The organism is Bradyrhizobium sp. 14AA (genome assembly GCF_054185205.1).
In genome coordinates, this window is the sequence record NZ_JAVAYM010000005.1 from 279657 (window position 1) to 301414 (window position 21758).

18 protein-coding genes and 1 pseudogene are annotated in these 21758 nt (G+C 66.0%); 14 read left to right on the top strand and 5 right to left on the bottom strand.

The annotated features are described in order from the left end of the window. The first annotated feature begins 297 nt into the window (after positions 1-297). The 4 genes and pseudogenes from thiD (at position 298) to RAD15_RS12970 (ending at position 4469) form a co-directional block, all read left to right on the top strand. The gene (thiD, locus tag RAD15_RS12955) at positions 298-1098 is read left to right on the top strand and encodes a bifunctional hydroxymethylpyrimidine kinase/phosphomethylpyrimidine kinase (protein ID WP_458177909.1); all 801 of its coding nucleotides are present in this window, start codon (positions 298-300) and stop codon (positions 1096-1098) included. A 440-nt stretch (positions 1099-1538) separates the two neighbouring features. After that, entirely contained in the window at positions 1539-2351 is an 813-nt protein-coding gene (locus tag RAD15_RS12960) for a UDP-2,3-diacylglucosamine diphosphatase (RefSeq protein ID WP_458177911.1), read from the top strand. 13 nt (positions 2352-2364) lie between these two features. Then, a pseudogene (locus RAD15_RS12965) lies at positions 2365-3422 on the top strand (glycosyltransferase family 4 protein). Between the two features lie 63 nt (positions 3423-3485). Further along, positions 3486-4469, top strand: a complete 984-nt coding sequence (locus tag RAD15_RS12970) for a threonine/serine dehydratase (protein WP_458177913.1) — start codon at positions 3486-3488, stop codon at positions 4467-4469. Positions 4470-4505: 36 nt separating this feature from the next. Here RAD15_RS12970 and RAD15_RS12975 read toward each other — a convergent pair whose 3' ends face one another. Both RAD15_RS12975 and RAD15_RS12980 read right to left on the bottom strand, forming a co-directional pair. After that, complete coding sequence (locus tag RAD15_RS12975) at positions 4506-4727, bottom strand: hypothetical protein (RefSeq protein ID WP_458177915.1); 222 nt, start codon at positions 4725-4727, stop codon at positions 4506-4508. Between the two features lie 389 nt (positions 4728-5116). Then, positions 5117-6973 (bottom strand): caspase family protein, encoded by a 1857-nt coding sequence (locus RAD15_RS12980; protein WP_458177917.1) that lies wholly within the window; start codon positions 6971-6973, stop codon positions 5117-5119. Between the two features lie 142 nt (positions 6974-7115). Here RAD15_RS12980 and RAD15_RS12985 point away from each other — a divergent pair, with 142 nt between their 5' ends. Together RAD15_RS12985 and RAD15_RS12990 are read left to right on the top strand one after the other, a co-directional pair. Continuing rightward, a complete protein-coding gene (locus RAD15_RS12985; protein ID WP_458177919.1) occupies positions 7116-7559 on the top strand; it encodes an RbsD/FucU family protein in 444 nt (147 codons plus the stop codon). A 138-nt stretch (positions 7560-7697) separates the two neighbouring features. Beyond that, positions 7698-8057 carry a hypothetical protein gene (locus RAD15_RS12990; RefSeq protein WP_458178012.1) on the top strand — a complete coding sequence of 120 codons (360 nt, stop codon included), beginning with the start codon at positions 7698-7700 and terminating at the stop codon, positions 8055-8057. Positions 8058-8072: 15 nt separating this feature from the next. On the opposite strand, the gene RAD15_RS12995 is transcribed toward RAD15_RS12990, so the two are convergent. Both RAD15_RS12995 and RAD15_RS13000 read right to left on the bottom strand, forming a co-directional pair. Beyond that, positions 8073-8426, bottom strand: coding sequence for an ADP-ribosylation/crystallin J1 (locus RAD15_RS12995; protein ID WP_458177921.1), 354 nt, complete (start codon positions 8424-8426; stop codon positions 8073-8075). A 195-nt stretch (positions 8427-8621) separates the two neighbouring features. Then, entirely contained in the window at positions 8622-10037 is a 1416-nt protein-coding gene (locus RAD15_RS13000) for a hypothetical protein (RefSeq protein ID WP_458177923.1), read from the bottom strand. A 75-nt stretch (positions 10038-10112) separates the two neighbouring features. Here RAD15_RS13000 and RAD15_RS13005 point away from each other — a divergent pair, with 75 nt between their 5' ends. After that, positions 10113-11309 (top strand): MFS transporter, encoded by a 1197-nt coding sequence (locus RAD15_RS13005; RefSeq protein WP_458177925.1) that lies wholly within the window; start codon positions 10113-10115, stop codon positions 11307-11309. Here RAD15_RS13005 and dgcA read toward each other — a convergent pair. Beyond that, positions 11279-12274, bottom strand: a complete 996-nt coding sequence (gene dgcA, locus RAD15_RS13010) for an N-acetyl-D-Glu racemase DgcA (RefSeq protein WP_458177927.1) — start codon at positions 12272-12274, stop codon at positions 11279-11281. The genes RAD15_RS13005 and dgcA overlap by 31 nt on opposite strands. A gap of 143 nt (positions 12275-12417) precedes the next feature. Between dgcA and RAD15_RS13015 the strand changes: the two genes are divergently transcribed. The 7 genes from RAD15_RS13015 to RAD15_RS13045 all read left to right on the top strand — a co-directional run bounded on the left by RAD15_RS13015 (position 12418) and on the right by RAD15_RS13045 (position 21758). After that, a complete protein-coding gene (locus tag RAD15_RS13015) occupies positions 12418-13551 on the top strand; it encodes an MlaE family ABC transporter permease (RefSeq protein ID WP_458177929.1) in 1134 nt (377 codons plus the stop codon). A gap of 2 nt (positions 13552-13553) precedes the next feature. Further along, the gene (locus RAD15_RS13020; RefSeq protein WP_458177931.1) at positions 13554-14336 is read left to right on the top strand and encodes an ABC transporter ATP-binding protein; all 783 of its coding nucleotides are present in this window, start codon (positions 13554-13556) and stop codon (positions 14334-14336) included. Positions 14337-14352: 16 nt separating this feature from the next. Next, complete coding sequence (locus RAD15_RS13025) at positions 14353-15228, top strand: MlaD family protein (RefSeq protein ID WP_458177933.1); 876 nt, start codon at positions 14353-14355, stop codon at positions 15226-15228. Between the two features lie 526 nt (positions 15229-15754). Beyond that, on the top strand, positions 15755-15931 hold the full coding sequence (locus tag RAD15_RS13030) for a DUF3311 domain-containing protein (RefSeq protein WP_212301179.1): 177 nt from the start codon (positions 15755-15757) through the stop codon (positions 15929-15931). Next, complete coding sequence (gene mctP, locus RAD15_RS13035) at positions 15921-17411, top strand: monocarboxylate uptake permease MctP (protein ID WP_458177935.1); 1491 nt, start codon at positions 15921-15923, stop codon at positions 17409-17411. Before RAD15_RS13030 ends, mctP begins: the two co-directional genes overlap by 11 nt. Before the next feature lie 145 nt (positions 17412-17556). After that, the gene (locus RAD15_RS13040; protein ID WP_458177937.1) at positions 17557-21108 is read left to right on the top strand and encodes a hybrid sensor histidine kinase/response regulator; all 3552 of its coding nucleotides are present in this window, start codon (positions 17557-17559) and stop codon (positions 21106-21108) included. Beyond that, positions 21105-21758 carry a response regulator gene (locus RAD15_RS13045; protein ID WP_458178014.1) on the top strand — a complete coding sequence of 218 codons (654 nt, stop codon included), beginning with the start codon at positions 21105-21107 and terminating at the stop codon, positions 21756-21758. Before RAD15_RS13040 ends, RAD15_RS13045 begins: the two co-directional genes overlap by 4 nt.

The window sequence follows — 21758 nt, forward strand, 5'->3', positions numbered from 1 at the left end:
GGTTCCACCCCGGGGGACGTGCGGGCCGGGGCCGGCCCGCAACATTGGTGTCGCTGGACGATTCCACCGCCTAGACTCGCACTCATCGGTGTGAACGCCAAGGGGCAGCCTCAAGGCTATGGCAAGACTCCGTTTTGCAGGCCCATGCCGCGCCCGATCGCGTTCACTTGATTCGCAAAGGCCTGCCCCCGTCGCGAATCACCCCCGCCAGCGCTTGCTGGCGTTCCACGGTCGCGCTAGGACAGGCGATGTAGGACAGGCTATGGCGGTGTCCGTATCAACCAGATGTATCCCGCGATGACGACCCCGGTCGCACTCACCATCGCCGGCTCGGATTCGAGTGGCGGCGCCGGCATCCAGGCCGACCTCAAGACCTTTGCCGCGCTCGGCGTCTATGGCGCCTCTGCCATCACGGCGCTGACGGCGCAGAACACCAGGGGCGTCACCGGCATTCACGCGGTGCCCGCCGAGTTCGTCACCGCGCAGATCGACTCCGTGTTCTCCGACCTCGACATCGGCGCGGTGAAGATCGGCATGGTGGCGCAGGCTGCCAGCATCGATGCGATTGCGGCCGCGCTGTCGCGCTGGAAGCCGGGGCATGTGGTGCTCGATCCCGTGATGGTGGCGACATCGGGCGATCGCCTGCTGGCGTCCGAGGCCGTCGATGCTCTGCGCATCAGGCTGATGCCGCTGGCCTCGGTGATCACGCCGAACCTGCCGGAGGCCGCGGCGCTGCTCGGCGAGCCGGTCGCGGCAAGCGAGGCCGAGATCGAAAGCCAGGGGCGCCGGCTGCTGGCGCTGGGCTGCCGCGCGGTCCTGATCAAGGGCGGGCACGGCGAGGGCGCCGAGAGCATCGACTATCTCGTTGATGCCCGGAAAACGATTGCGCTTGCCGCGCCGCGCATTGCCACGCGCAACACCCATGGCACCGGCTGCTCGCTGTCCTCGGCGGTCGCGGCCGGGCTCGCCAGGGGCGAAGCTCTCGAGCCGGCCGTGCGCAATGCCAAGGCCTGGATCAGCGCCGCGATCGCAGCCGCCGACCGTTTCAGCGTCGGTCACGGCCACGGGCCGATCCACCATTTCCACAGGTTTTACTGACGCTGCCGGGAGTGTGCACCAGCGGTGCGCAGAACCGCTGCCGTTTTTCCGTTCAGGACAGTCCGTGCGGCGGCCCGTTTCACCCTCCCCTGGAGGGGGAGGGTCGGCTCACATTGAGCGCAGCGAAAATGTGAGACGGGGTGGGGTGACGGTCTCTCCGCAACCAACAGTGCCCGTGTTGAGAGATCACCCCACCCCGCTCGCGCTGCGCGCGATCGACCGTCCCCCTCCAGGGGAGGGTAAGAGCCGACCGGGGCAAATTTCATCATCCTCGTTGCCGTTCCGCGGTTCCGGTAGCCGCTGCCGTGCCATGTCGCCTGATTGTCGCATGCGACTGATATTCGCAGGGAGGGCGAGGCAAGGCGTGATTCGTATTTGAAGGTGCCTCAAAGGTTCAATTGGTCATCCCCCTGTCACGGGACATTGTTACAGGCTGGCGCATGGGAAGTTACGATGTGAGTGACGAGAGCCCCGAGCGGCGCTTTCGCACGTTGTTCATCTCCGACGTTCATCTCGGAGCCCGCGGTTCTCAAGCCGACCTTCTGCTCGACTTCCTGCGTTACCATGATGCCGACACGATCTACCTCGTCGGCGACATCGTCGACGGCTGGGCGTTGAAGTCGAGCTGGCACTGGCCGCAGTCGCATAACGACCTCGTCCAGAAGCTTTTGCGCAAGGCGCGCAAGGGCGCCAAGGTCATCTACATCCCCGGCAATCACGACGAGTTCCTGCGCAATTATTACGGCACGCATTTCGGCGGCATCGACGTCGTCGAGAACACCGTCCACACCGGCGTGGACGGCAAGCGTTATCTCGTCATCCACGGCGACATCTTCGATCTCGTGGTGCAGAACGCGCGCTGGCTCGCCCATCTCGGCGACAAGGCCTACGACTTCGCGATCCAGATGAATCGCTTCGTCAACTTCTTCCGGCGCATGTTCAAGGTGCCCTATTGGTCGCTGTCGCAATGGGCCAAGCAGAAGGTCAAGAACGCCGTCAACTATATCGGCGCGTTCGAGCAGGCGCTCGCCGCCGAGGCGCGGCGCCACGACGCCGACGGCGTGATCTGCGGCCACATCCACTACGCGGTGATCCGCGACGAGGCCGGCATCCGCTACATGAATTGCGGCGACTGGGTCGAGAGCTGTACCGCGCTGGTCGAACACGACGACGGCCATTTCGAGATCATCACCTGGGCGGACCATTTGCAGAAGCCGGCGGAAGTTCCGCAGGTCGCAGCACGAGCTGCATGACGAGAGCTGAATGATGCGCATCCTGGTCGCGACCGACGCCTGGCACCCGCAAGTCAACGGTGTGGTTCGGACGCTGACCAAGCTCGCTGACGCCGCCGAGACGCTTCGCGTCGAAGGTCTTGGCGTCACGTTCACGTTCCTGACGCCGCAATCGTTCCGCACCTTCGCGATGCCAAGCTATCGCGACGTGCGGCTGGCGATGCCGCGTCCCGCCAGAATCGCGAAGCTGATCGAGGATGCGCGCCCGGACAGCATCCACATCGCGACCGAAGGGCCGATCGGCCTGATGGTCCGCCGCTACTGCCGCCAGCGCAAGCTGCCGTTCACGACCAGCTTCCACACCCGCTTTCCCGAATATGTCCGCGCCCGCGTGCCGGTTCCGGGCTCGCTGATCTGGCGGGCGCTGCGCCGCTTCCATGCGCCCAGCCGCGCCGTGATGGCGGCAACGCCTGCGCTCGCCCGCGAGCTCGGCGAACGCGGCTTTGACAACGTGGTGCTGTGGCCGCGCGGCGTCGACACCCAGCTGTTTCATCCCCGCGCCATCGACCTCTGCCTGCCGGCGCCGGTGTTCCTGTCGGTCGGCCGGGTCGCGGTGGAGAAGAATCTCGAGGCGTTCCTCGACCTCGATCTGCCCGGCACCAAGGTCATCGTCGGCGACGGCCCGGCGCGTGCCTCGCTCGAAGAAGCCTATCCCGATGCGATCTTCCTCGGCGAGAAGCACGGCGATGCGCTGGCGGAAATCTATGCGGCCGCCGACGTGTTCGTATTCCCCAGCAAGACCGACACGTTCGGCCTGGTCCTGCTGGAAGCGCTCGCGAGCGGCCTGCCGGTGGCCGCCTTCCCGGTGAAGGGACCCCGCGACGTGATCGGCGATGCCCCGGTCGGCGCCCTCGATCACGACCTGCGCAACGCCTGCTTCGCCGCGCTCGGCGTCTCCCGGCAGGACTGCGTCGCGTTCGCCGCCAATTACACCGGGAAGCCTCGGCCCGGGCGTTCGTGGACAGTATCCAGGCGGTTGGGGCCGTGCTGCCCGGCCGGACCGGCGCGGAACAGCCGCGCTTCGTCGCCTGAGAGGCAAAATCCTCTCGCGGAGGTGTCTTGCCCGGGCCTCATCGGCCGCGATAACATTCCGCCATGACCGAACAGCTCCTCCCGATCGGCCCTGCCGACATCGATGCCGCAGCGCGCGTAATCGCGCCCTACGCCATCCGCACCCCGCTGTTGTCCTTTCCCGTGCTCAATGAGCGCGTCGGTGCCAAAGTGTTCCTGAAGCCGGAGATGCTCCAGCGCACCGGCTCCTTCAAGTTCCGCGGCGCCTTCAACAAGGTGTTCTCGATCCCGCAGGACAAGCGCGCCGGCGGCGTCGTCGCGTTCTCCTCCGGCAACCACGCCCAGGGCGTGGCGGCCGCGGCAAAGATCCTCGACATGCAGGCGACCATCGTGATGCCTGCGGATGCGCCGCTGTCGAAGCGCGAGCGCACCAAATCCTACGGCGCCGAAGTCGTGCTCTACGATCGCGACCGCGACGACCGCGAAGCGATCTCGCGCGGCATCGCCGAGAAGCGCGGCGCGACGCTGGTCAGGCCCTATGACGATCCCTTCGTGATCGCGGGGCAGGGCACCGCCGGCCGCGAGATCGCGGAGGACATGGCAACGCTGGGCCTCAGCCCCGACATCGTGGTGGCGCCGGCCTCCGGCGGGGGCCTGATCGCGGGCGTCGCAACGGCCGTGAAGGCGCGCTATCCGCTAGCCGAGATCGTGGTGGCCGAGCCCGAGGCATTCGACGATCACGGCATTTCGCTGACCGCCGGCCATCGCGAACCGCATCCGCCCGCGGGCCGCACCATCTGCGACGCGCTGATGGCGCTGATCCCCGGCGAGATGACGTTTGCGATCAACAGCAAGCTGCTCGCGCGTGGCGTGACGGCATCAGACAAGGAAGTCGGCGCCGCCGTCGCCTTTGCCTATCGCGAGCTGAAGCTGGTGGTCGAGCCGGGCGGCGCCGTGGGCCTCGCTGCGCTGCTTGCGGGACGTCTCGACGTTGCCGGAAAGAACGTCGTCATTGTGCTGTCGGGCGGCAACGTGGATGCCGATCTGTTCGCCGAGCTGGTGGCCTAATCTTCGGGGAGGCTGGCACTGCAGCGTAGCCTCGTTCTAGAGACCCGCGAGGGCCAAATAGAGATTGTCGATGAGCCGACATATTCGTTCGGCTCCGCGGATCATCTGCGAAAGTACGATGCGGAAATCCGTCTTGACGGCGCTGATCTCAACTCCGTTCACGGAGTGAAGGCCGACGGGAAGTGGTCCGCGGTCTTTGCCGCCAGCGGAGGGCGTTCTGGCATCCATCAACACTCCGCCGTCGAAGTGGATCGTCATCTATATCTCGCGGTGGGTGACCGAGTGGTCTGCTTGGACCTTGCGACAGGTTCGAGGGCGTGGTCGCGACGCGTTGATCCGGCGACATGCTTCGGCGTGTATTGGGATCGCCCTCACGAAGCGCTCATATCCCACGGTGAAGTACAGATTTCTCGTCTGTCCCTGACAGGCGATGAGATTTGGAGTGCAACAGGCGCAGACATTTTCTCGGAAGGGTTCAGATGCCTGGCTAACGGCATTGAGGTCATCGATTTCAATCGATCAGTGTACCTTTTTGACTATCGCAGCGGTGCGGTTCTAGCCGGCCCGTAGAGCTTCATACCACGAAGATGAAGAGGGGGCAGAGCGTTTCCGCTCTGCCCCCTGTGTCGTTGTACGGCTCGCCGCGATTAGTGCATGAAGCCGCGGTGATTGTTGCCGCCGCCCATGCTCGGGGCCTGGTTCATCGACTGGCGGAAGTTGTTGCCGCTATTGCTGACCGTGCGGTTGGTCGTGTTGAGCTGCGGGCGGTTGTTCTGCTGGTTCTGGACCTGCACCTTGTTCACCGGGTTGTTGTTGAGCTTCACGATGCCGGTGTTGCCGTTATTGACGCGGATCGGGTTGTTCTGCGTCTGGACAGGCTTCACGTCGACATTCGTGCCGCCCTTGCCGACATTCACCGGCATGCTCACGATCTTGCCAGGAGTGCCGTTGGTCGAGCCTTTGGTCGTGCCGTTGCCGGTGCCGGCATTGTTGCCGCCGGTCTGCGTGTTGTTGGTCGCGGGCAAGGTCACGATTTTGCCGATGCCGCCGTTGTTGTTGGTCGTGTTGGTCGGCGCGGGCAGGGTGACGATCTTGCCCGGGGTCTGCGACGGCGTGCCGTTCGGCTGGGTGTTGCCGGCCGGGAGGTTGCCGACCTGACCATTGACCTGACCATTGATCTGGCCGCCATTGCCGAGCTTGCCGATGACGTTGCCGTCGACAGGCTTCTGCACGACCGGAAGGTTGCCGCCCATCTGGCCGCCACCATTACCCTGCTGCAAGGGCATGTATTTGGGCTGGCCGAGATTGCCGATCTTGAAGGTCGGGGCAATGTTCTGCGGCGCCAGGAACTTGGTCGCCTGCATCAGGGGGACCAGCTTCGGCTGCGCTGCGAGCTTCAGCGCGGACACAGCATAGGGGCTGCTGCCGTAGCTGTCGTAGAAGGTCTGGTAGCCGAGCGGCGAGTTCGCGAGCACCGCCTTGTGCCAGGCCTGCGAGATCAGGAGGTTCGAGAGCAGCCAGCGGATGTGGTCGCACAGCGGGTCGTGCGGATACATCTGGATGAACTCCTGATAGTATTCCGGCCGGCCCTCGGACACGACGTAGTCATAGGCCTGGCGGGTCGAGCGGCTCGGCAGGTTGGCGGCCATCTGCACGACCGGCGTGCTCACCGGTGCGCGGTTGGCGGCCACGGCGGTGTCGCCGAAGAAGGTGAAGTCTGACGTGAGCGAGGAGCTCTCCCACGGGATCTGCGCGCCGCTGGTGGTCTGGTTCACTTCGAGACGCACGCGCTTGAACAGCTGTTCGATCGGCACGTTGGGCTCGCGTGCGACGTTCAGGAAGGCCTGCGTATAGGGGCTGTGGCCGCCGGTGCCGTCGAGCGCTTCCGCGCCCGGTGCGGTCGAGTAACCGACGATCGAGCCGTTCGGCGCATCGACGATGGCAAGGCCGCGGCCGGCGTCGTTCACGCTCGGGAACGGGTTGTTGCGGCAGGCGTCGAGGATGACGATGCGCATCCGGCTCGGGATCGTCTCCAGCGTCGACATCACGTCGACCAGACGCACCGAGTTGTTGACGAGCTCGGTCTGGCTCGACACCTTGGCGTCGACGGGAACGAGATAGTTCTCGCCGGCGAGCTGTACGCCGTGACCGGCATAATAGACCATCGCCACCGTGTTCGGACCACGCGCGGACACTTTAGCGGAGAAGTCCTGCACCACGCGGAGCATGTCGTTCTGGGTCAGGTCGGTCGCAGCGACCACCTCGAAGCCGGCCGAATTCAGGAACTTCGCCATCGACTGGGCGTCGTTGTCGGGGTTTTCGAGCTGCGGCGCATTCTGGTAGTTCGAATTGCCGATCACCAGCGCGACCCGCTGCTCCGGGCCTTGCAGTGCGGTGGGGGCCGGCTGGACCGGGGCGACTTGCGCGGAAACAGGGCCGCAGGCGAAGCCAAACAGGCTTCCCAACAGACCCGCAGTCATCAGGAAAGGCTTTAGGCGGAACATGGCGTGCTCCTTTGGCACTGATCTCGATGCGAGATTGGTTGCGAGGAAGCTTGGCCGCGTTCGAGGGCGTGGTCCGTGATCGCCATCACCATGGTAGGCTGCGTGATCTGAATCACGCTTGGAACCCTGTCATGGTGAGCACATGCTGAAATCGATCGATCCGATCCTGACGCCCGACCTGCTCTGGCTGCTCGCCGCCATGGGCCATGGCGACGACCTCGTTTTCGTCGACGCCAATCATCCCGCAACCCGCATTGCGCAGAGCACGACGTCGCAGCGCCTGATCCGGTTGCCGGGCATGAGCATGGAGACCGCCATGCGCGCCATCATGTCGGTGTATCCGCTCGACGATTTCGATCCCGATCCGGTGCGCGTGATGATGCCGGTCGACGATCCCGATCGCGTGCCCGACGTGCAGCGCGCGGTGCTCGCCGAGATCGGGCGTGCCGTTGGCCGCGCCGTTGCGCCCGGCAAGCTCTCGCGGCCGGATTTCTATCGCGCAGCGGCGATGGGCTTTGGTGTCGTGCAGGTCGGCGACAGCAGGGGTTATGGATGCTTCCTGATCAGGAAGGGCGTGATCAGCTAGGGTGGCTGCGTTCGATCGACGCACGGCTTGACGCAAAGCGGATGCGATCATCGTGTGCGATGATCCTGTGCATGGCGACGATCAGCCTGCACTCGAATTTGAATGGCCTTCGAACAGGCGAGCGTCTATGGTCGATCGATGTCTCGCCTTGTGTGTCTATTCGTTGCTGTCATCCTGTCGCTGCTGCCGGCTGTCGCGCCCGCCGAGCCCGTGCAAAAGCGTCCCAAGCCGGTCTGGAAGGGCTACGGCTTCCTGCCGGGCTATCGTCAGCCGTTGAGCAACAGCATTCCGCTCTACAAGCAGAAGGACGCGATGCGGCGCCTCGCGCGCAACGACCGCCGTCACTGGTACATCGACCCGGTTCCGCAATATTACCGCTGGGACGGCGAGTGGCACTATTTCGGCCGCCCCGGCTTCGGCGGCGGCCGCTACAACGGCGGCAGTTTTGGTCCGTGCTGGACGCGCACGCCGATCGGCGCGGTGTGGAATTGCGGGTGATGGGGCGGGCGGCGCTCAGGGGAAGCTTTGGACGACCTCGATCAAGCCGACGATCGCGGCATTGAACGCATCGAGCTCGTCGGCCGGAATCCAGTACTCCAGATGTGAGCGCCCGCCGGCCTCCTGTACGTCGTATTTCGCGATGAAGTCGCGCTTGACCGCAAAGCGCGTCACGAAGCCCGAGCCGCTCGCCGGAACATTCCAGTCGCGCGCGATCTTGACGGCGTAGTCCTCGGTCAGCACCGGGTAGAAGATCGGCTGGTCCGGCAGGCGCGGCGGAAACGCGCGCATGCCGGATTGCTGGATCAGCTCCAGTTCTTTCGGTCCAACGGGACGCCAAAGGGTGAGGGTGTCTGAGGTGGAGGGCATGGTTGTGATGACCGGGTTCTAGTGAGTTCCTACATACACTGATGCGTTCCTCCGCTCGATTACCGCGGTGATAGAGTGACGCTCGCTGCTCAGTTCCGTCATTGCGAGCGCAGCGAAGCAATCCAGAATCCCTCCGCGGAAAGACTCTGGATTGCTCGCTGCGCTCGCAATGATGTTGTGGCGACAAGCGCACCCTTACGAGAAGAACGCGATCTTCTCGGCCTGGGTCATGCGGCGGATCGGTGCGAGCGGGTCGTTGGCCGGCGCGCGGGGCTTCTGCAGGATGCCGCTGGCGAGGATGGTGGCGCCGAGCGAGGGCTCGGGCAAGGACGCGGACATGGACGCCGACAGGGGCGAGGGCATGGGCAGCGTTGTCGCCGGTGCCGCGGCGAATGTTGCCGTGGCGGCCATGGCCGGGGCCGGCTGCTCCATCACTTCGGCGGCGGCCTCGGCAATGGCGTCGGTGAGGCGCGCGAGCGAGTCCATCGCGATCGGCGCGTCGGCGACGGGCTCTTCCGCGACCGCAGCGACGACCGGCTCAGGTGCGATCGGCTCCGGCATCTCCATTGCAATCGGGGCGGCGACGTCCGCGGCGATCGGTTCGGGAACGGCCGCTTCCATCTCGACCGGCTCGATGATCTCGTCGAACTCCGGATCGGGCGCGGCCATCTCCAGCGCAATGGCCTCGAGGATGGCTTCGTCCTCGGCTTCCGCCGCGGCGTCGAGCGAGAACTCGTCGGTCACCTCCGCGAACGCGGCGGGTTCGGCGACCTCCTCTTCGGGCGCGGGGCTTTCGAGAGGGATCTGGCTCTCGGCAGCGATCTCCGGTGCGATGGCGACGTCCATCGCCTGCTCGGTCGCGGCGAACGCGTCAGCGGCGAGGGACGTCTCAACGGCGGCTTCGGGCGCGCCAGCCTCGGCGATGTCCTGCGGCGGCTCCGTAAAAGCCACGGGCGCTTCGCTTGTCATCGCCGCGGGCGCGGTCTCGACAGGCGGAGCTTCCGCGACGGGCGGCGGCGCCTCCTGCACCGGCGCCGGGGAAGGATGCACCGCCGCTTGCGGCACCGTGTCGCCGTCAGCGTCGGTCTGGTCGACCCGATCCCTCAAGAGATCGAAGGCGACCTTGAGCTCGACGCGGGGGTCGATGGTCGAAATCTGGCCGCAGGCGGCCTCGATCGAGGCGAGCTGCGAATCAATGAGGTCGCAGATTCGCCCGTCGGCGCCGATCTCGCGCCAGCGCCAGGAGATCTCCTTGATGATGCGCACGCCGCGCGGGATCGCGGCGAGGCTCGCCTCGATCGCCGCGGGATCGAACGCCGCGATGGCGATCGTCTCGGCCTCGCGGATGGCGCGGCGGATCTCCACCAGCGCCTCGGGCAGACGGTCCTCGACGACGGGTTGTCGCTGTGCCGCAAGGGTTTCTTCGATCTTCGCGACCGCATCGAGCACCATGCGCGTGTCGGCGTTGCGGTTGCGCTTGGCGTATTCGCCGAGGAACCAGCGGCCGCGCGCGGTCTCCATGAAGGCTTCGCGGATCGCGTCGTAATCCTGCTCGTTCGGCTCGGCCGCGCGGGCAGACATGGGCGAAAGGGCGAATGCTTCGTTGGCCATGACAATCTCGTCGCGCAAATCAGTGCGCGTTACAGTAACGATCACCACGATATCGACCGAATCGCAATTGGTTTGATGGCACCCGAATCACAAATCCCCACACCAGCGGCCGTGAAGCGGCGATTCGCCGTGAGCCTCGCCTTGTTCTACTCGGCGTTCTTCGCGGTCCTGGGCACGCATATGCCCTTCTTCCCGGTGTGGCTGAAGGCGATCGGCATCGACGCGGCCTGGATCGGCCTCATCAACGCGCTGCCGGCGATCACGCGCTTCACCACGCTGCCGCAGATCACCGCCTTTGCCGAAAGGCGACATGCCATTCGCGCCGGCATCATGGTGTCGGTGCTGGCGACGGCGATCGGATTTGCAGCCGTCGGCCTGCAGCAGCAGCCGCTGGCGCTGTTCCTGATCTACGCGCTGACCTGCATGATGTGGACGCCGACGATGCCGCTGACCGATGCCTATGCGCTGCGCGGCGTCGCCCGCTACGGACTCGACTACGGACCGTTGCGGCTGTGGGGCTCGGCGGCGTTCGCCGCCGGATCGCTCGCCTGCGGCTATCTCGTCGACAGCATCGCGCCGCGCGACCTGATCTGGGTCATCGTCGCGTGGGCCGTCGTTGCGGTGCTCGCCAGCCTGCGCTTGCGGCCGCTCGACGACCTCAGGCGGCGGACGACGGGGACGCATGCCGGCAAGGCGCTGCTGCGCGATGCCGGCTTCTGGGCCGTGATCGCCTCGGCGGCGTTGATCCAGAGCAGCCACATCGCCTTCTACACGTTCTCGGCCATCAACTGGCAGCTCCATGGCCTTAGTGGGCTGACGATCGCGGGCCTGTGGACGCTGGGCGTGATCGCAGAGATCGTCGTCTTCGCGCTGTCGCCGCGCTTCTCGCTGCATCCGTCCACGCTGATGGCGATCGGCGGCGTGAGCGCCGTGCTGCGCTGGATCGTCACCGCCAGCGAGCCGCCGCTCGCGCTGCTCGCGATCGTCCAGCTCGGCCACGGCCTCAGCTTCGGCATGACCATCCTCGGCACCATGAATCTCCTGGTGCAGCGCGTGCCCTCGCATCAGATCGCGCGCGGGCAGGGCTATTACGCCGCCTGCAACGGGCTGCTGGGCGCTGCGACCTCGATCGCGTCAGGCGCGATCTATGCCCGCTTTGGCGAGGGTGTGTACTACGTCATGGCGGGGATGGCCGCGGCCGGCGCGCTGGTGATCTGGTCGGCGCGGCACCGGCTGAAGGCTCATCCCCAGAGCGAGGACTCCGGCGGATAGACCAGGCTGTCGTCATAGCGCAGGGCGTGATCACGATCGCGCGCCAGCAGTAGCGGGCCGTCGAGATCGACGAAGCGCGCCTGCGGCGTCACCAGCATCGCGGGGGCCATCGACAGCGAGGTCGCGACCATGCAGCCGATCATGATCTCGAAGCCGAGTGCCTGCGCGGCATCCGCCATGGCCAGCGCCTCGGTGAGGCCGCCGGTCTTGTCGAGCTTGATGTTGACGGCGTCGTAGCGATCCCGCAACGGGGCGAGCGAGTTGCGGTCGTGCACGCTCTCGTCGGCGCAGACCATCAGCGGCCGCTTGATCCGCGCCAGCGCCTCGTCCTTGCCTGCCGGCAGCGGCTGCTCCACCAGGGTGACGCCGGCGGCGTCGCAGGCGGCGAGATTGTGCGCCAGATTGGCCTCGGTCCAGGATTCGTTGGCGTCGACGATCAGCTCGGACTCGGGCGCAGCCTTGCGCACCGCGGCGATCCGCTCAGGATCACCGTCGCCGCCGAGCTTGATCTTGAGCAGCGGCCGGTGCGCGGCCCTGGCGGTCGCGGCCGCCATGGCCTCGGGCGTACCTAACGAAATCGTGTAGGCCGTGGTGCGCTCGCCCGGCACCGGGCGGTCGAGCAGCTTCCAGGCCCGCAAGCCCGTCGCCTTGGCCTCCAGATCGATCAGGGCGCTATCCAGCGCGTTGCGGGCAGCTCCAGGCGGCATGGCGGCCTGGAGGGCCTGCCGGGTGATCCCGTCCGCCACGGCGGCCTGCATGGCCTGGATGGCGGCAAGGGTCGCCTCCGGCGTCTCGCCATAGCGGGGATAGGGCACGCATTCGCCGCGGCCGGTCAGGCCATTCCGGCTCACTTCGGCCACGACCGTGACGGCCTCGGTCTTGGCGCCCCGGCTGATCGTGAAACTGCCGGCGATGGGAAAGCGCTCGATTCGCGCAATCAGGGCAGGAACTCTGCTGGAAGTCATTTTGAACTCTGGCGAAATCTGAACCTGCTGGTTACCTCTAGCAACTAACATTAACCAGTTGGGGATACCTTTTCTGGGTAAGGGCGCGTGCGCAACTATCTGATTCCATCTGTTTCTTGCGCCCCGGCGCGGGAGCGGACATCTTGAGCGGCGATCCGAAACTGGAACGGATTGCCAAGGGCAATGCGCTGGCACTCTGCGCCACGGGAACCTGGACCGCGAGCTTCGCGCCGGTCCTGGAGCGGATGGTGGCCGATGCCGAGAAGCTTGCCGGCGGCCCGCAAAGCATCTTCATCGACGTCTCCGAGGTCGCCAAGCTCGACACTTTCGGCGCCTGGCTGATCGAGCGGCTGCGCCGCAGCCTGACGCAAGGCGCGGTCGAGGCACAGATCGCGGGGCTGTCGGCCAATTATTCGAGCCTTGTGGACGAGGTGCGGCGGGTCCGGGCGACGCCCGTGATCGAGACCAGCACGATCACCATCACCGGCATGCTGGAGCAGATCGGCCGCGCCGTGGCCGGCGTCGGCGGCACCGTGGCAGGCCTGATCGACATGCTCGGCGCGGTGCTCGCGGCGGGCTTTCGTATCCTGATCCATCCGCGTTCGTTCCGCCTGACCTCGACCGTGCACCACATGGAGCAGGTCTGCTGGCGCGCGGTGCCGATCATCGTGCTGATCACCTTCCTGATCGGCTGCATCATCGCGCAACAGGGCATCTTCCATTTCCGCCGCTTCGGCGCCGACATCTTCGTCGTGGACATGCTCGGCGTCCTGGTGCTGCGCGAGATCGGCGTGCTGCTGGTCGCGATCATGGTCGCGGGCCGCTCGGGCAGCGCCTACACCGCCGAGCTCGGTTCGATGAAGATGCGCGAGGAGATCGACGCGCTGCGCACCATGGGCTTCGACCCGATCGAGGTGCTGGTGCTGCCGCGCATGCTGGCGCTGGTGCTGGCGCTGCCGATCCTGGCCTTCCTCGGCGCCATGGCCGCGCTCTATGGCGGCGGTCTCGTCGCCTGGCTCTATGGCGGCGTCGATCCCGAAGCCTTTTTGCTGCGCCTGCGCGATGCCATCTCGATCGATCATTTCATCGTCGGCATCGTGAAAGCGCCTGTCATGGCCGCCGTGATCGGCATCGTCGCCTGCGTCGAAGGGCTCGCCGTGCAGGGCAGCGCGGAATCGCTGGGACAACACACGACGGCCTCGGTGGTGAAGGGTATCTTCTTCGTCATCGTCATGGACGGCGTGTTCGCCATCTTCTTCGCCTCGATCGGGATGTGACGATGGCAAAAGAAGCTCAAAGCGAGATCCAAAATCCCATCATCCGCGTCCGCGACATCACCGTGCAGTTCGGCGCGACGCGCGTGCTCGATGGCCTCAACCTCGACGTCAAGCGTGGCGAGATCCTGGGCTTCGTCGGCCCTTCCGGCGCCGGCAAGTCGGTGCTGACGCGCACCATCATCGGCCTCGTGCCGAAGGTCGCGGGCTCCATCGAGGTGTTCGGCGTCGACCTCGATTCCTCCAATACGGCGCAGCGGCGCAACGTCGAGCGGCGCTGGGGCGTGCTGTTTCAGCAGGGCGCGCTGTTCTCCTCGCTCACCGTGCGGCAGAACATCCAGTTTCCGATGCGCGAATATCTCAGGGTCTCGCAGCGGCTGATGGACGAGATCACCATGGCCAAGCTCGCCATGGTCGGGCTCAAGCCTGAAGTCGCCGAGCGTTTCCCCTCGGAACTCTCGGGCGGCATGATCAAGCGCGTCGCGCTGGCGCGTGCACTCTCGCTCGATCCCGATCTCGTATTCCTGGACGAGCCGACCTCGGGTCTCGACCCGATCGGCGCCGGCGACTTCGACGAGCTGGTCAGAACGCTCCAGCGCACTTTGGGCCTGACGGTTTTCATGGTAACCCACGACCTCGACAGCCTTTACACTGCATGTGACCGCATCGCCGTTTTAGGGAACGGTAAGATCATTGCGGCAGGGTCGATCGCCGACATGCAGGCCTCGCAGCATCCCTGGCTGAGGCAGTATTTCCATGGCAAGCGCGCCCGCGCGGTCATGAGTTGAGTAGCCGGAGCACCTGATGGAAACGCGGGCGAATTACGTATTGATCGGGTCTTTCACGCTGGCGGTGATCGCCGCGGCGATCGGCTTCGTGCTCTGGTTCCAGTCGCTGCACACCACCAAGCAGCGCAGTCCCTTGCGCGTCGTGTTCGAAGGCCCGGCGGCGGGCCTGCGCAACGGCGGCAGCGTCAATTTCAACGGTATCAGGGTGGGTGAGGTGGTCTCGGTGAAGCTCGACAACCCGCGGCGGGTTGTCGCACTCGCCATGGTCGAGAACAACGCCCCGATCCGCAAGGACACCCTGGTCGGCCTCGAATTCCAGGGCCTGACCGGCGTCGCCGCCATCTCGCTCAAGGGCGGCGAGGAAGCTGCGCCTGCGCCGCCGCTCGACGAGGACGGCATCCCGACGCTGACGGCCGATCCCAACAAGCTCCAGGACGTCACCGAGGCGATCCGCGGCACGCTCCAGAACATCAACAAGATCGTCGCCGACAATCAGGAATCGGTGAAGAACTCGCTGAAGAATCTCGAGACCTTCACCAATTCGCTCGCGCGCAACTCGGAGAAGATCGACGGCGTGATGGCCAAGGTCGACGGCGTGATGCTCAAGGCCGACAGCCTCATGCTCGGCCTCAACACGCTGGCCGGCGGCAAGGACGGCGGTGAGCTGTTCCAGGCGGTGAAGTCGATCCGCGAACTCGCTGACGATTTCGACAAGCGCTCCGGCGCATTGATGACCGACGGCCGCCGCACCCTCGGCGACATCAGCCGCGCCGTGAACAATTTTGACCGCAACCCCACCCGCGTGCTGTTCGGCGCCAGTAACTCATCGCAAGCAGCCCCGCCGCCCGAGCCGCCGAAGCCGGCGGCGACTCCGGAGCGCCGGCGGCAATAGCTTCTCCGCTGTCGTCCTGGCGAAGGCCATGACCCATACCGCGAGGTCCATCGATTGCGTTCGGTGGGCGTACCGAACGACGAGTCTTCGCCAAACTTCTCCCTGGGGTTATGGGTCCTGGCCCCCCGCGCGCAATTGCGCGCTAGGCCAGGACGACACCGAATGCGTGGTCGAGCGTTCCGTTCTAATCGACAAGCCGTCTTCGTGGCCTGGATGGAGCGAAACGCGATCCGGGTCTTCTGAGCCCACAGATCTCTCCATTCATCATCGCGAGCGAAACAAAGCAATCCAGACTGTCTCCGGAGGGACAGCCTGGATTGCTTCGTCGCAAGAGCTCCTCGCAACGACGGTGCTTGTGGGGCCGCGATGAGGGTCCGAAAGCAACGCTTCACCCTAGCCGATACGAAAGTATGGGGGTCTGGCCGAGCCAAGGTAGGGGGAGGGGCTGGCCGTCATTGTCAGTTATATCGCGCTCAAGTCGCGCCCACGAAAAGGCGCGTCGACTTCACTCACAGGGGAGGCGAGCGTGATACGTCTGTTGCTGCTGTTGCCGTTCATCGGCCTGATGATCGTGCCGTTCTACAATATCCGGGAGCCGCATCTGTTCGGCTTCCCGTTCTTCTACTGGTATCAGCTCGCCTGGGTGCCGCTGACCTCGCTCCTCACCTACATCGTCTACAGGAGCGCGCGCCGTGCTGACTAATGTCGATAGCGCGGCATTCGCCGTATTCCTCGCACTGTTCGTCCTCGTCACCGGCATGGGCTTCGTCGCCTCGCGCTGGCGCAAGCCGGAGACGCTCGCCCATCTCGACGAGTGGGGTCTCGGCGGCCGCAAGTTCGGGACCTGGATCACTTGGTTCCTGGTCGGCGGCGACTTCTACACCGCCTACACCGTGATCGCCGTTCCTGCGCTGGTCTATGCGGTCGGCGCCTACGGCTTCTTCGCGCTGCCCTACACCATCATCGTCTATCCCTTCGTCTTCGCGGTGATGCCGGTGCTGTGGAAGGTCGCCAAGGAGCGCGGCTACGTCACCGCCGGCGACGTGGTGCGCGGCGCCTACGGATCGCGCGGGCTCGAGCTTGCCGTTGCGGCGACGGGCGTGCTTGCGACGATGCCCTACATCGCGCTGCAATTGATCGGCATGGAGGTGGCGATCAAGGCGCTGGGACTGACTGGTGAGGTGCCGCTCGTTCTCGCCTTCCTGGTGCTGGCGCTCTACACCTATTCGTCGGGCCTGCGCGCGCCGGCGCTGATCGCCTTCGTCAAGGACATCATGATCTACATCGTGGTGATCGCCGCGATCGCGATCGTGCCCTCGAAGCTTGGCGGCTACGGAGCGATCTTCACCGCGGCGGATGCGGCATTCGCAGCGAAAGGCTCCGGCGGCACCTTGTTGTCACCGGCGCAGATCCTGCCCTATGCGTCGCTGGCGCTGGGCTCGGCGCTCGCCGCCTTCATGTATCCGCACACGCTGACCGGCATCTTCGCGTCCTCGGGCGGCAACACCATCCGCAAGAATGCGATGATGCTGCCGGCCTACACGCTGCTGCTCGGCCTGCTGGCGCTGCTGGGCTACATGGGCCATGCGGCGGGCCTCAAGCTTGCCAGCAACAACGACGTCGTGCCCGAGCTGTTCAAGACGCTGTTCCCGAGCTGGTTCGCGGGCTTCGCGTTCGCGGCGATCGCGATCGGCGCGTTGGTGCCGGCCGCCGTCATGAGCATCGGCGCGGCCAATCTGTTCACCCGCAACTTCTGGAAGGTGTGGATCGATCCGAAGGTGACGCCGGCCGGTGAGGCGAAGGTTGCCAAGATCACCTCCATGCTGGTGAAGGTCGGCGCGCTGCTCGCCATCCTGTTGATGCCGACGCAGTTCGCGCTCGACCTGCAGCTGCTCGGGGGCCTCTGGATCCTGCAGACGCTGCCGGCGCTGGTGTTCGGTCTCTACCTGAACTGGTTCTCGAGCACGGCGCTGCTTGCCGGCTGGGCCGTCGGCCTTGCAGGCGGATCGTGGCTCGCCTGGTCGGATGGACTGAAGCCGCTGCACGGCATCGACTTCGGTGCCGGTCCGGTCGCGATCTACACGGGGCTCCTGGCGCTCGCGCTCAACATCGTGGTGGCCGTCGCGGTCAACCTGGTGCTCAAGCGCATGCCGCAGCAACGGCTGTCCCGCGAGGCAGCCTGAGGGACTGCCAGCGGCGGCCGGGGCTCCTCCGGCCGCCGCTCTCTCCGGAATGAATAACCTTTCATGCGATTGAAAACGCTCTAGTATCCGCCCGCGCCCCGGCCGCTCGCCGCGGGCGGATCAGACGGTCTCGGGTGAGGATATCTTGCAGGCGTGGTTCGTTCTTGCGGTCGCTGCCGGCTATGTGACCACGCTGTTCCTGGTTGCCTGGTGGGGCGACCGGCGGAGCGCCGGCGGACCGCTGGTCTCCCCAAACTCCTGGACGGCCGCGATCAGCTATTGCCTGACGCTTGCGGTCTACAACACCTCGTGGAGCTTTTACGGATCGGTCGGGCGTGCCGCCACCAGCGGACTGGACTTCGCCACGATCTATATCGGCCCGACCCTGGTGCTGCTGTTCGGGCAGAGGCTCCTCTCCAAGGTGATCGCGATCGCGAAGGCGCAGAACGTCACCTCGATCTCGGACTTCATCGCCGCGCGCTACGGCAAGAGCCAGGTGCTGGCGGCCTTCGTGACGCTCGCATCGCTGCTGGGTGTGCTTCCCTATATCGCGCTTCAGCTCAAGGCGGTCGGCAAGAGCTTCGACTATCTGATCCTGCAGCCTGAGCGCGCCGGCGGCGAGGCATTGCTGTTCTGGCAGGACTCGGCGTTCGGTGTGGCCGCGTCGATGGCGCTGTTTGCGATCGTGTTCGGCGTCCGGCACGTCCATGCCAGCGAGCATCATCGCGGCCTGATGCTCGCGATCGCGTTCGAGAGCGTCGTCAAGTTGCTCGCGTTCCTGATCGTCGCGCTGTTCGTGCTGTTCGGCCTGTCCGGCGGACCGGCCGTTCTGTTGTCACAGCTCCAGTCCGAGCCGCAACTGGCGGGGATTCTGGCCTTCGATCCGACGCAGCCGGTGTGGCCCGCGACGATCATCATCTCAGCCATCGCCTTCCTGTGCCTGCCGCAGGCGTTCCACGTCGCGGTCGTCGAGAACGAGAGCCCGGGCCACACGCGCACCGCAGCCTGGCTCTATCCGGCCTATCTTGCGCTGTTCAGCCTGCTGATCCTGCCGATCGCCGCGGCCGGGCTGACCCGGTTCGGCGCGATGATGGACCCCGACACCTACGTCATCTCGCTGCCGATCGCGGCGGATGCGAGCACCGTCAGCCTGATCGCCTTCCTCGGCGGCCTGTCGGCCGCCACCGGCATGGTGATCATGACATCAGTCGCGCTCAGCACCATGCTCTGCAACGACGTCATCATGCCGCTGTTGCTGCGCTCGCGGGTCTTCGGGCTGCGTGCGCAGAGCCGGCCGATGACGTCGGTGCTGGTCGCGGTACGCCGGCTCTCGATCCTCGGCATCCTGCTGCTCGCCTATCTGATGCACCGCCTGGTCAACCAATCCTATCCGCTCACCGTGATCGGCCTGTTGTCGTTCGTCGCGGTCGCGCAATTCGGCCCGGCGTTCGTCGGTGGGCTGTTCTGGCCGCGTGCCAACAAGACCGGCGCCTCGATCGGGATCGCAGCCGGATTTTGCATCTGGGCCTACACGCTGCTGCTCCCTTCGGCCGCGCCGCTGTGGCCTGGGATCGAGGAGATCGTTCGCCAGGGCCCGTGGCAGCTCGCCTGGCTCAAGCCGAACGCGCTGTTCGGTCTCGAAGGTATCGATCCGATCTCGCATGCCACGCTCTGGAGCCTCGGCGCCAATCTCGTCTGCTTCCTGCTGTTCTCGGCGCTCGGACGGCAATCGACCGTCGAGCGCAATCAGGCGGCCGCGTTCGCCGATGGCGTCGTCCGCGAAAAGATCCCGACGCTGTCGTCGCGCGTGGTGATCCGGCTCGACGATCTCCGGGCGCTGGCGCTGCGTTTTGTCGGCGCCGAGCGCGGCGCGGCGTCCTTCGACAGCTATCTTGCCGCTCGCATCTCCGGCACCGGGCCGCGCCTCGATCCGTCCGGGCTCGTCGATCTCGACTCGATCCGGTTCACCGAGAACCTGCTGGCCGGCGCGATCGGTGCGGCATCGGCGCGCGTGGTGATCGCGGCGTCACTGGAGGGACACTCGCTGTCGCGACGGGCGGCGATGGCGATGCTCGACGAAGCCTCGGAGGCGCTGCGCTTCAACCGCAGCCTCTTGCAGAGCACGCTCGAGAGCGTGCCGCAGGGCATTTGCGCATTCGATGCTGATTTCAACATCACGGCATGGAACGGCCGCTTCATCGCGCTCTTGGACCTGCCGCCGGATTTCGTGCGCGTGGGGCTTCCGCTGGCGGAGCTGATCGCCTTCAACGTCGAGCGCGGCGAATATGCCGCGTCCGAATTCGCTGCGCTCCTGGTCAATCGTAACGTCGCCACGCAGAGCTGGCCGTATCTTTACGAGCGCAAGCGGCCGGACGGCACGGTGCTCGAGATCGTCTACGACCGCGTCGCCGAAGGCGGCTATGTCTCGACCTACACCGACGTGACCGAGCGTCACCGTGCCGCGGAAGCCCTGCGACGCGCCAATGAGGGACTCGAGCTGCGCGTCCGCGAGCGGACCGAGGCGCTGGAGCAGGCCAAGGCGGAGGCCGAGCAGGCCAATCTCGGCAAGACCCGCTTCCTGGCGGCGGCCAGCCACGACCTGCTGCAGCCGCTGAACGCGGCCCGTCTGTTTCTGTCCGCGCTCGACGAGAGTCTGCATGCCTCGTCGCGAACAGATGATGCCAGCAAGGAGCGTACTCTGGCGAGCAGCGCGGTCACGGCGCTGCGCTCCACCGAGCACGTGCTCGACAGGCTGCTCGACATCTCCTCCTACGATGCCGGCGCCGTTCGCGCCGAGGTCTTCGACTTCCCGATCGCCGATCTCTTCGTGCAGTTGAATGTCGAGTTCTCGGCGATGGCACGCGAGCGCGGGCTCGCCTTCCGCGTCGTCGATTGCCGCCTCGCGGTGTGCAGCGATCCGCATCTCTTGCGCCGCATCTTGCAAAACCTGCTCTCGAACGCGCTTCGCTACACGCCCAGAGGACGTATCCTGCTCGGCTGCCGGCGGCAGGGCGGCGCGCTGCGCATCGAGGTCTGGGATACCGGCGTCGGGATCGCGGCCGAGGACCAGAAGCGCATCTTCGAGGAGTTCCAGCGCCTCGCGCCCGGATCGGACAAGGGATTGGGGCTGGGGCTCGCCATCGTCGATCGCGTATCGCGGCTGCTGGGCCATGCGGTCGACGTCCGTTCGCGTCCGGGATACGGCTCGTGCTTTGCCGTCACGGTGCCGCTTGCGCGCGAGCCGGGCAGGCCGCTTCAGCGCAGTCCGGCGATTGCCGCGCCGGCGGCGGCGGCGGCGGAACGGCCACTGACGATCCTGTGCCTCGACAACGATACGGCCATCCTCGATGGCCTCAAAGCGCTGCTCGGCGGCTGGGGACATCGCGTGCTGGTCGCCGCTGACGCCGCCGGCGCGATGACTACGGCGGCGGCTGATGCGCCGGACGTCGTGCTGCTCGACTACCATCTCGATGGCGGCCGCAGCGGCTTGGACTTTCTCGACGATCTCAGGCAGAAGGCGGGCCGCGAGGTCCGCGCGCTGGTCGTCACCGGCGATCGCAGCGAGGCGGTGCGCGAGGAGGCGAGGGCGCGCGGCTGCGAGATCCTGTCGAAGCCGGTCAAGCCGGCGGCCCTGCGGCGCTTCCTCGGCAGCGAAGCCTTGAGCCGGCAGTTCGGGACGAAACAGAGGACTTCCTGACAATGCGCATCCTGATCGGCGACGATCATCCGCTGGTGCAGGCTGCCTTGCGCAGCGCGCTGTCGGCCGTGCTGCCCGATCTCGACATCATTGCCTGCCAGTCGCTGGACGAGGCGATCGGCGTGCTGACGGCGCAGTCCGGCGAGATCGACCTGATCCTCTGGGACCTGACCATGCCGGGCATCCAGGGATTTGCCGCCTTGTTCATCCTGTCGGCACAATTCCCGACGGTGCCGGTGGCGATCATCTCGGCCCGGCAGGACGCCACCACGATCCGCCGCGCCATCGCCTATGGCGCATCCGGCTACATTCCGAAATCGCTCGGCCTGCCCGAGATGGCGGAGGCGATCACCAGGATCCTCGCCGGTGAAATCTGGATGCCGCCGAATGTCGGCGGCCGCGGCTCGATCCAGAGCGCCGATGTCGAGCTCGCCGCGCGCATGGCCTCGCTGTCGGCGCAGCAGCTGCGCATTCTCGCGATGATCGTGGAGGGCAAGCTCAACAAGCAGATCGCGGGCGAGCTCGACATCGCCGAGCAGACCGTGAAGGGCCATGTCTCGACGATCCTGCGCAAGCTCGGCGTCGGCTCGCGCACCCAGGCCGCAGTCCTCGCCGAGCGGCTGTCATTCGGCCAGCCCGGCGCCACCTGA

Excerpts from the sequence above, each read along its gene's own strand:
- RAD15_RS12980 (WP_458177917.1), bottom strand. The coding sequence starts at position 6,973 with ATGTTCCGCCTAAAGCCTTTCCTGATGACTGCGGGTCTGTTGGGAAGC.
- RAD15_RS12985 (WP_458177919.1), top strand. The coding sequence starts at position 7,116 with ATGCTGAAATCGATCGATCCGATCCTGACGCCCGACCTGCTCTGGCTG.
- RAD15_RS13005 (WP_458177925.1), top strand. The coding sequence starts at position 10,113 with ATGGCACCCGAATCACAAATCCCCACACCAGCGGCCGTGAAGCGGCGA.
- RAD15_RS12970 (WP_458177913.1), top strand. The coding sequence starts at position 3,486 with ATGACCGAACAGCTCCTCCCGATCGGCCCTGCCGACATCGATGCCGCA.
- RAD15_RS12960 (WP_458177911.1), top strand. The coding sequence starts at position 1,539 with ATGGGAAGTTACGATGTGAGTGACGAGAGCCCCGAGCGGCGCTTTCGC.
- RAD15_RS13020 (WP_458177931.1), top strand. The coding sequence starts at position 13,554 with ATGGCAAAAGAAGCTCAAAGCGAGATCCAAAATCCCATCATCCGCGTC.
- dgcA (WP_458177927.1), bottom strand. The coding sequence starts at position 12,274 with ATGACTTCCAGCAGAGTTCCTGCCCTGATTGCGCGAATCGAGCGCTTT.
- RAD15_RS12990 (WP_458178012.1), top strand. The coding sequence starts at position 7,698 with ATGTCTCGCCTTGTGTGTCTATTCGTTGCTGTCATCCTGTCGCTGCTG.
- thiD (WP_458177909.1), top strand. The coding sequence starts at position 298 with ATGACGACCCCGGTCGCACTCACCATCGCCGGCTCGGATTCGAGTGGC.
- RAD15_RS13025 (WP_458177933.1), top strand. The coding sequence starts at position 14,353 with ATGGAAACGCGGGCGAATTACGTATTGATCGGGTCTTTCACGCTGGCG.
- RAD15_RS12975 (WP_458177915.1), bottom strand. The coding sequence starts at position 4,727 with ATGACGATCCACTTCGACGGCGGAGTGTTGATGGATGCCAGAACGCCC.
- RAD15_RS12995 (WP_458177921.1), bottom strand. The coding sequence starts at position 8,426 with ATGCCCTCCACCTCAGACACCCTCACCCTTTGGCGTCCCGTTGGACCG.
- RAD15_RS13000 (WP_458177923.1), bottom strand. The coding sequence starts at position 10,037 with ATGGCCAACGAAGCATTCGCCCTTTCGCCCATGTCTGCCCGCGCGGCC.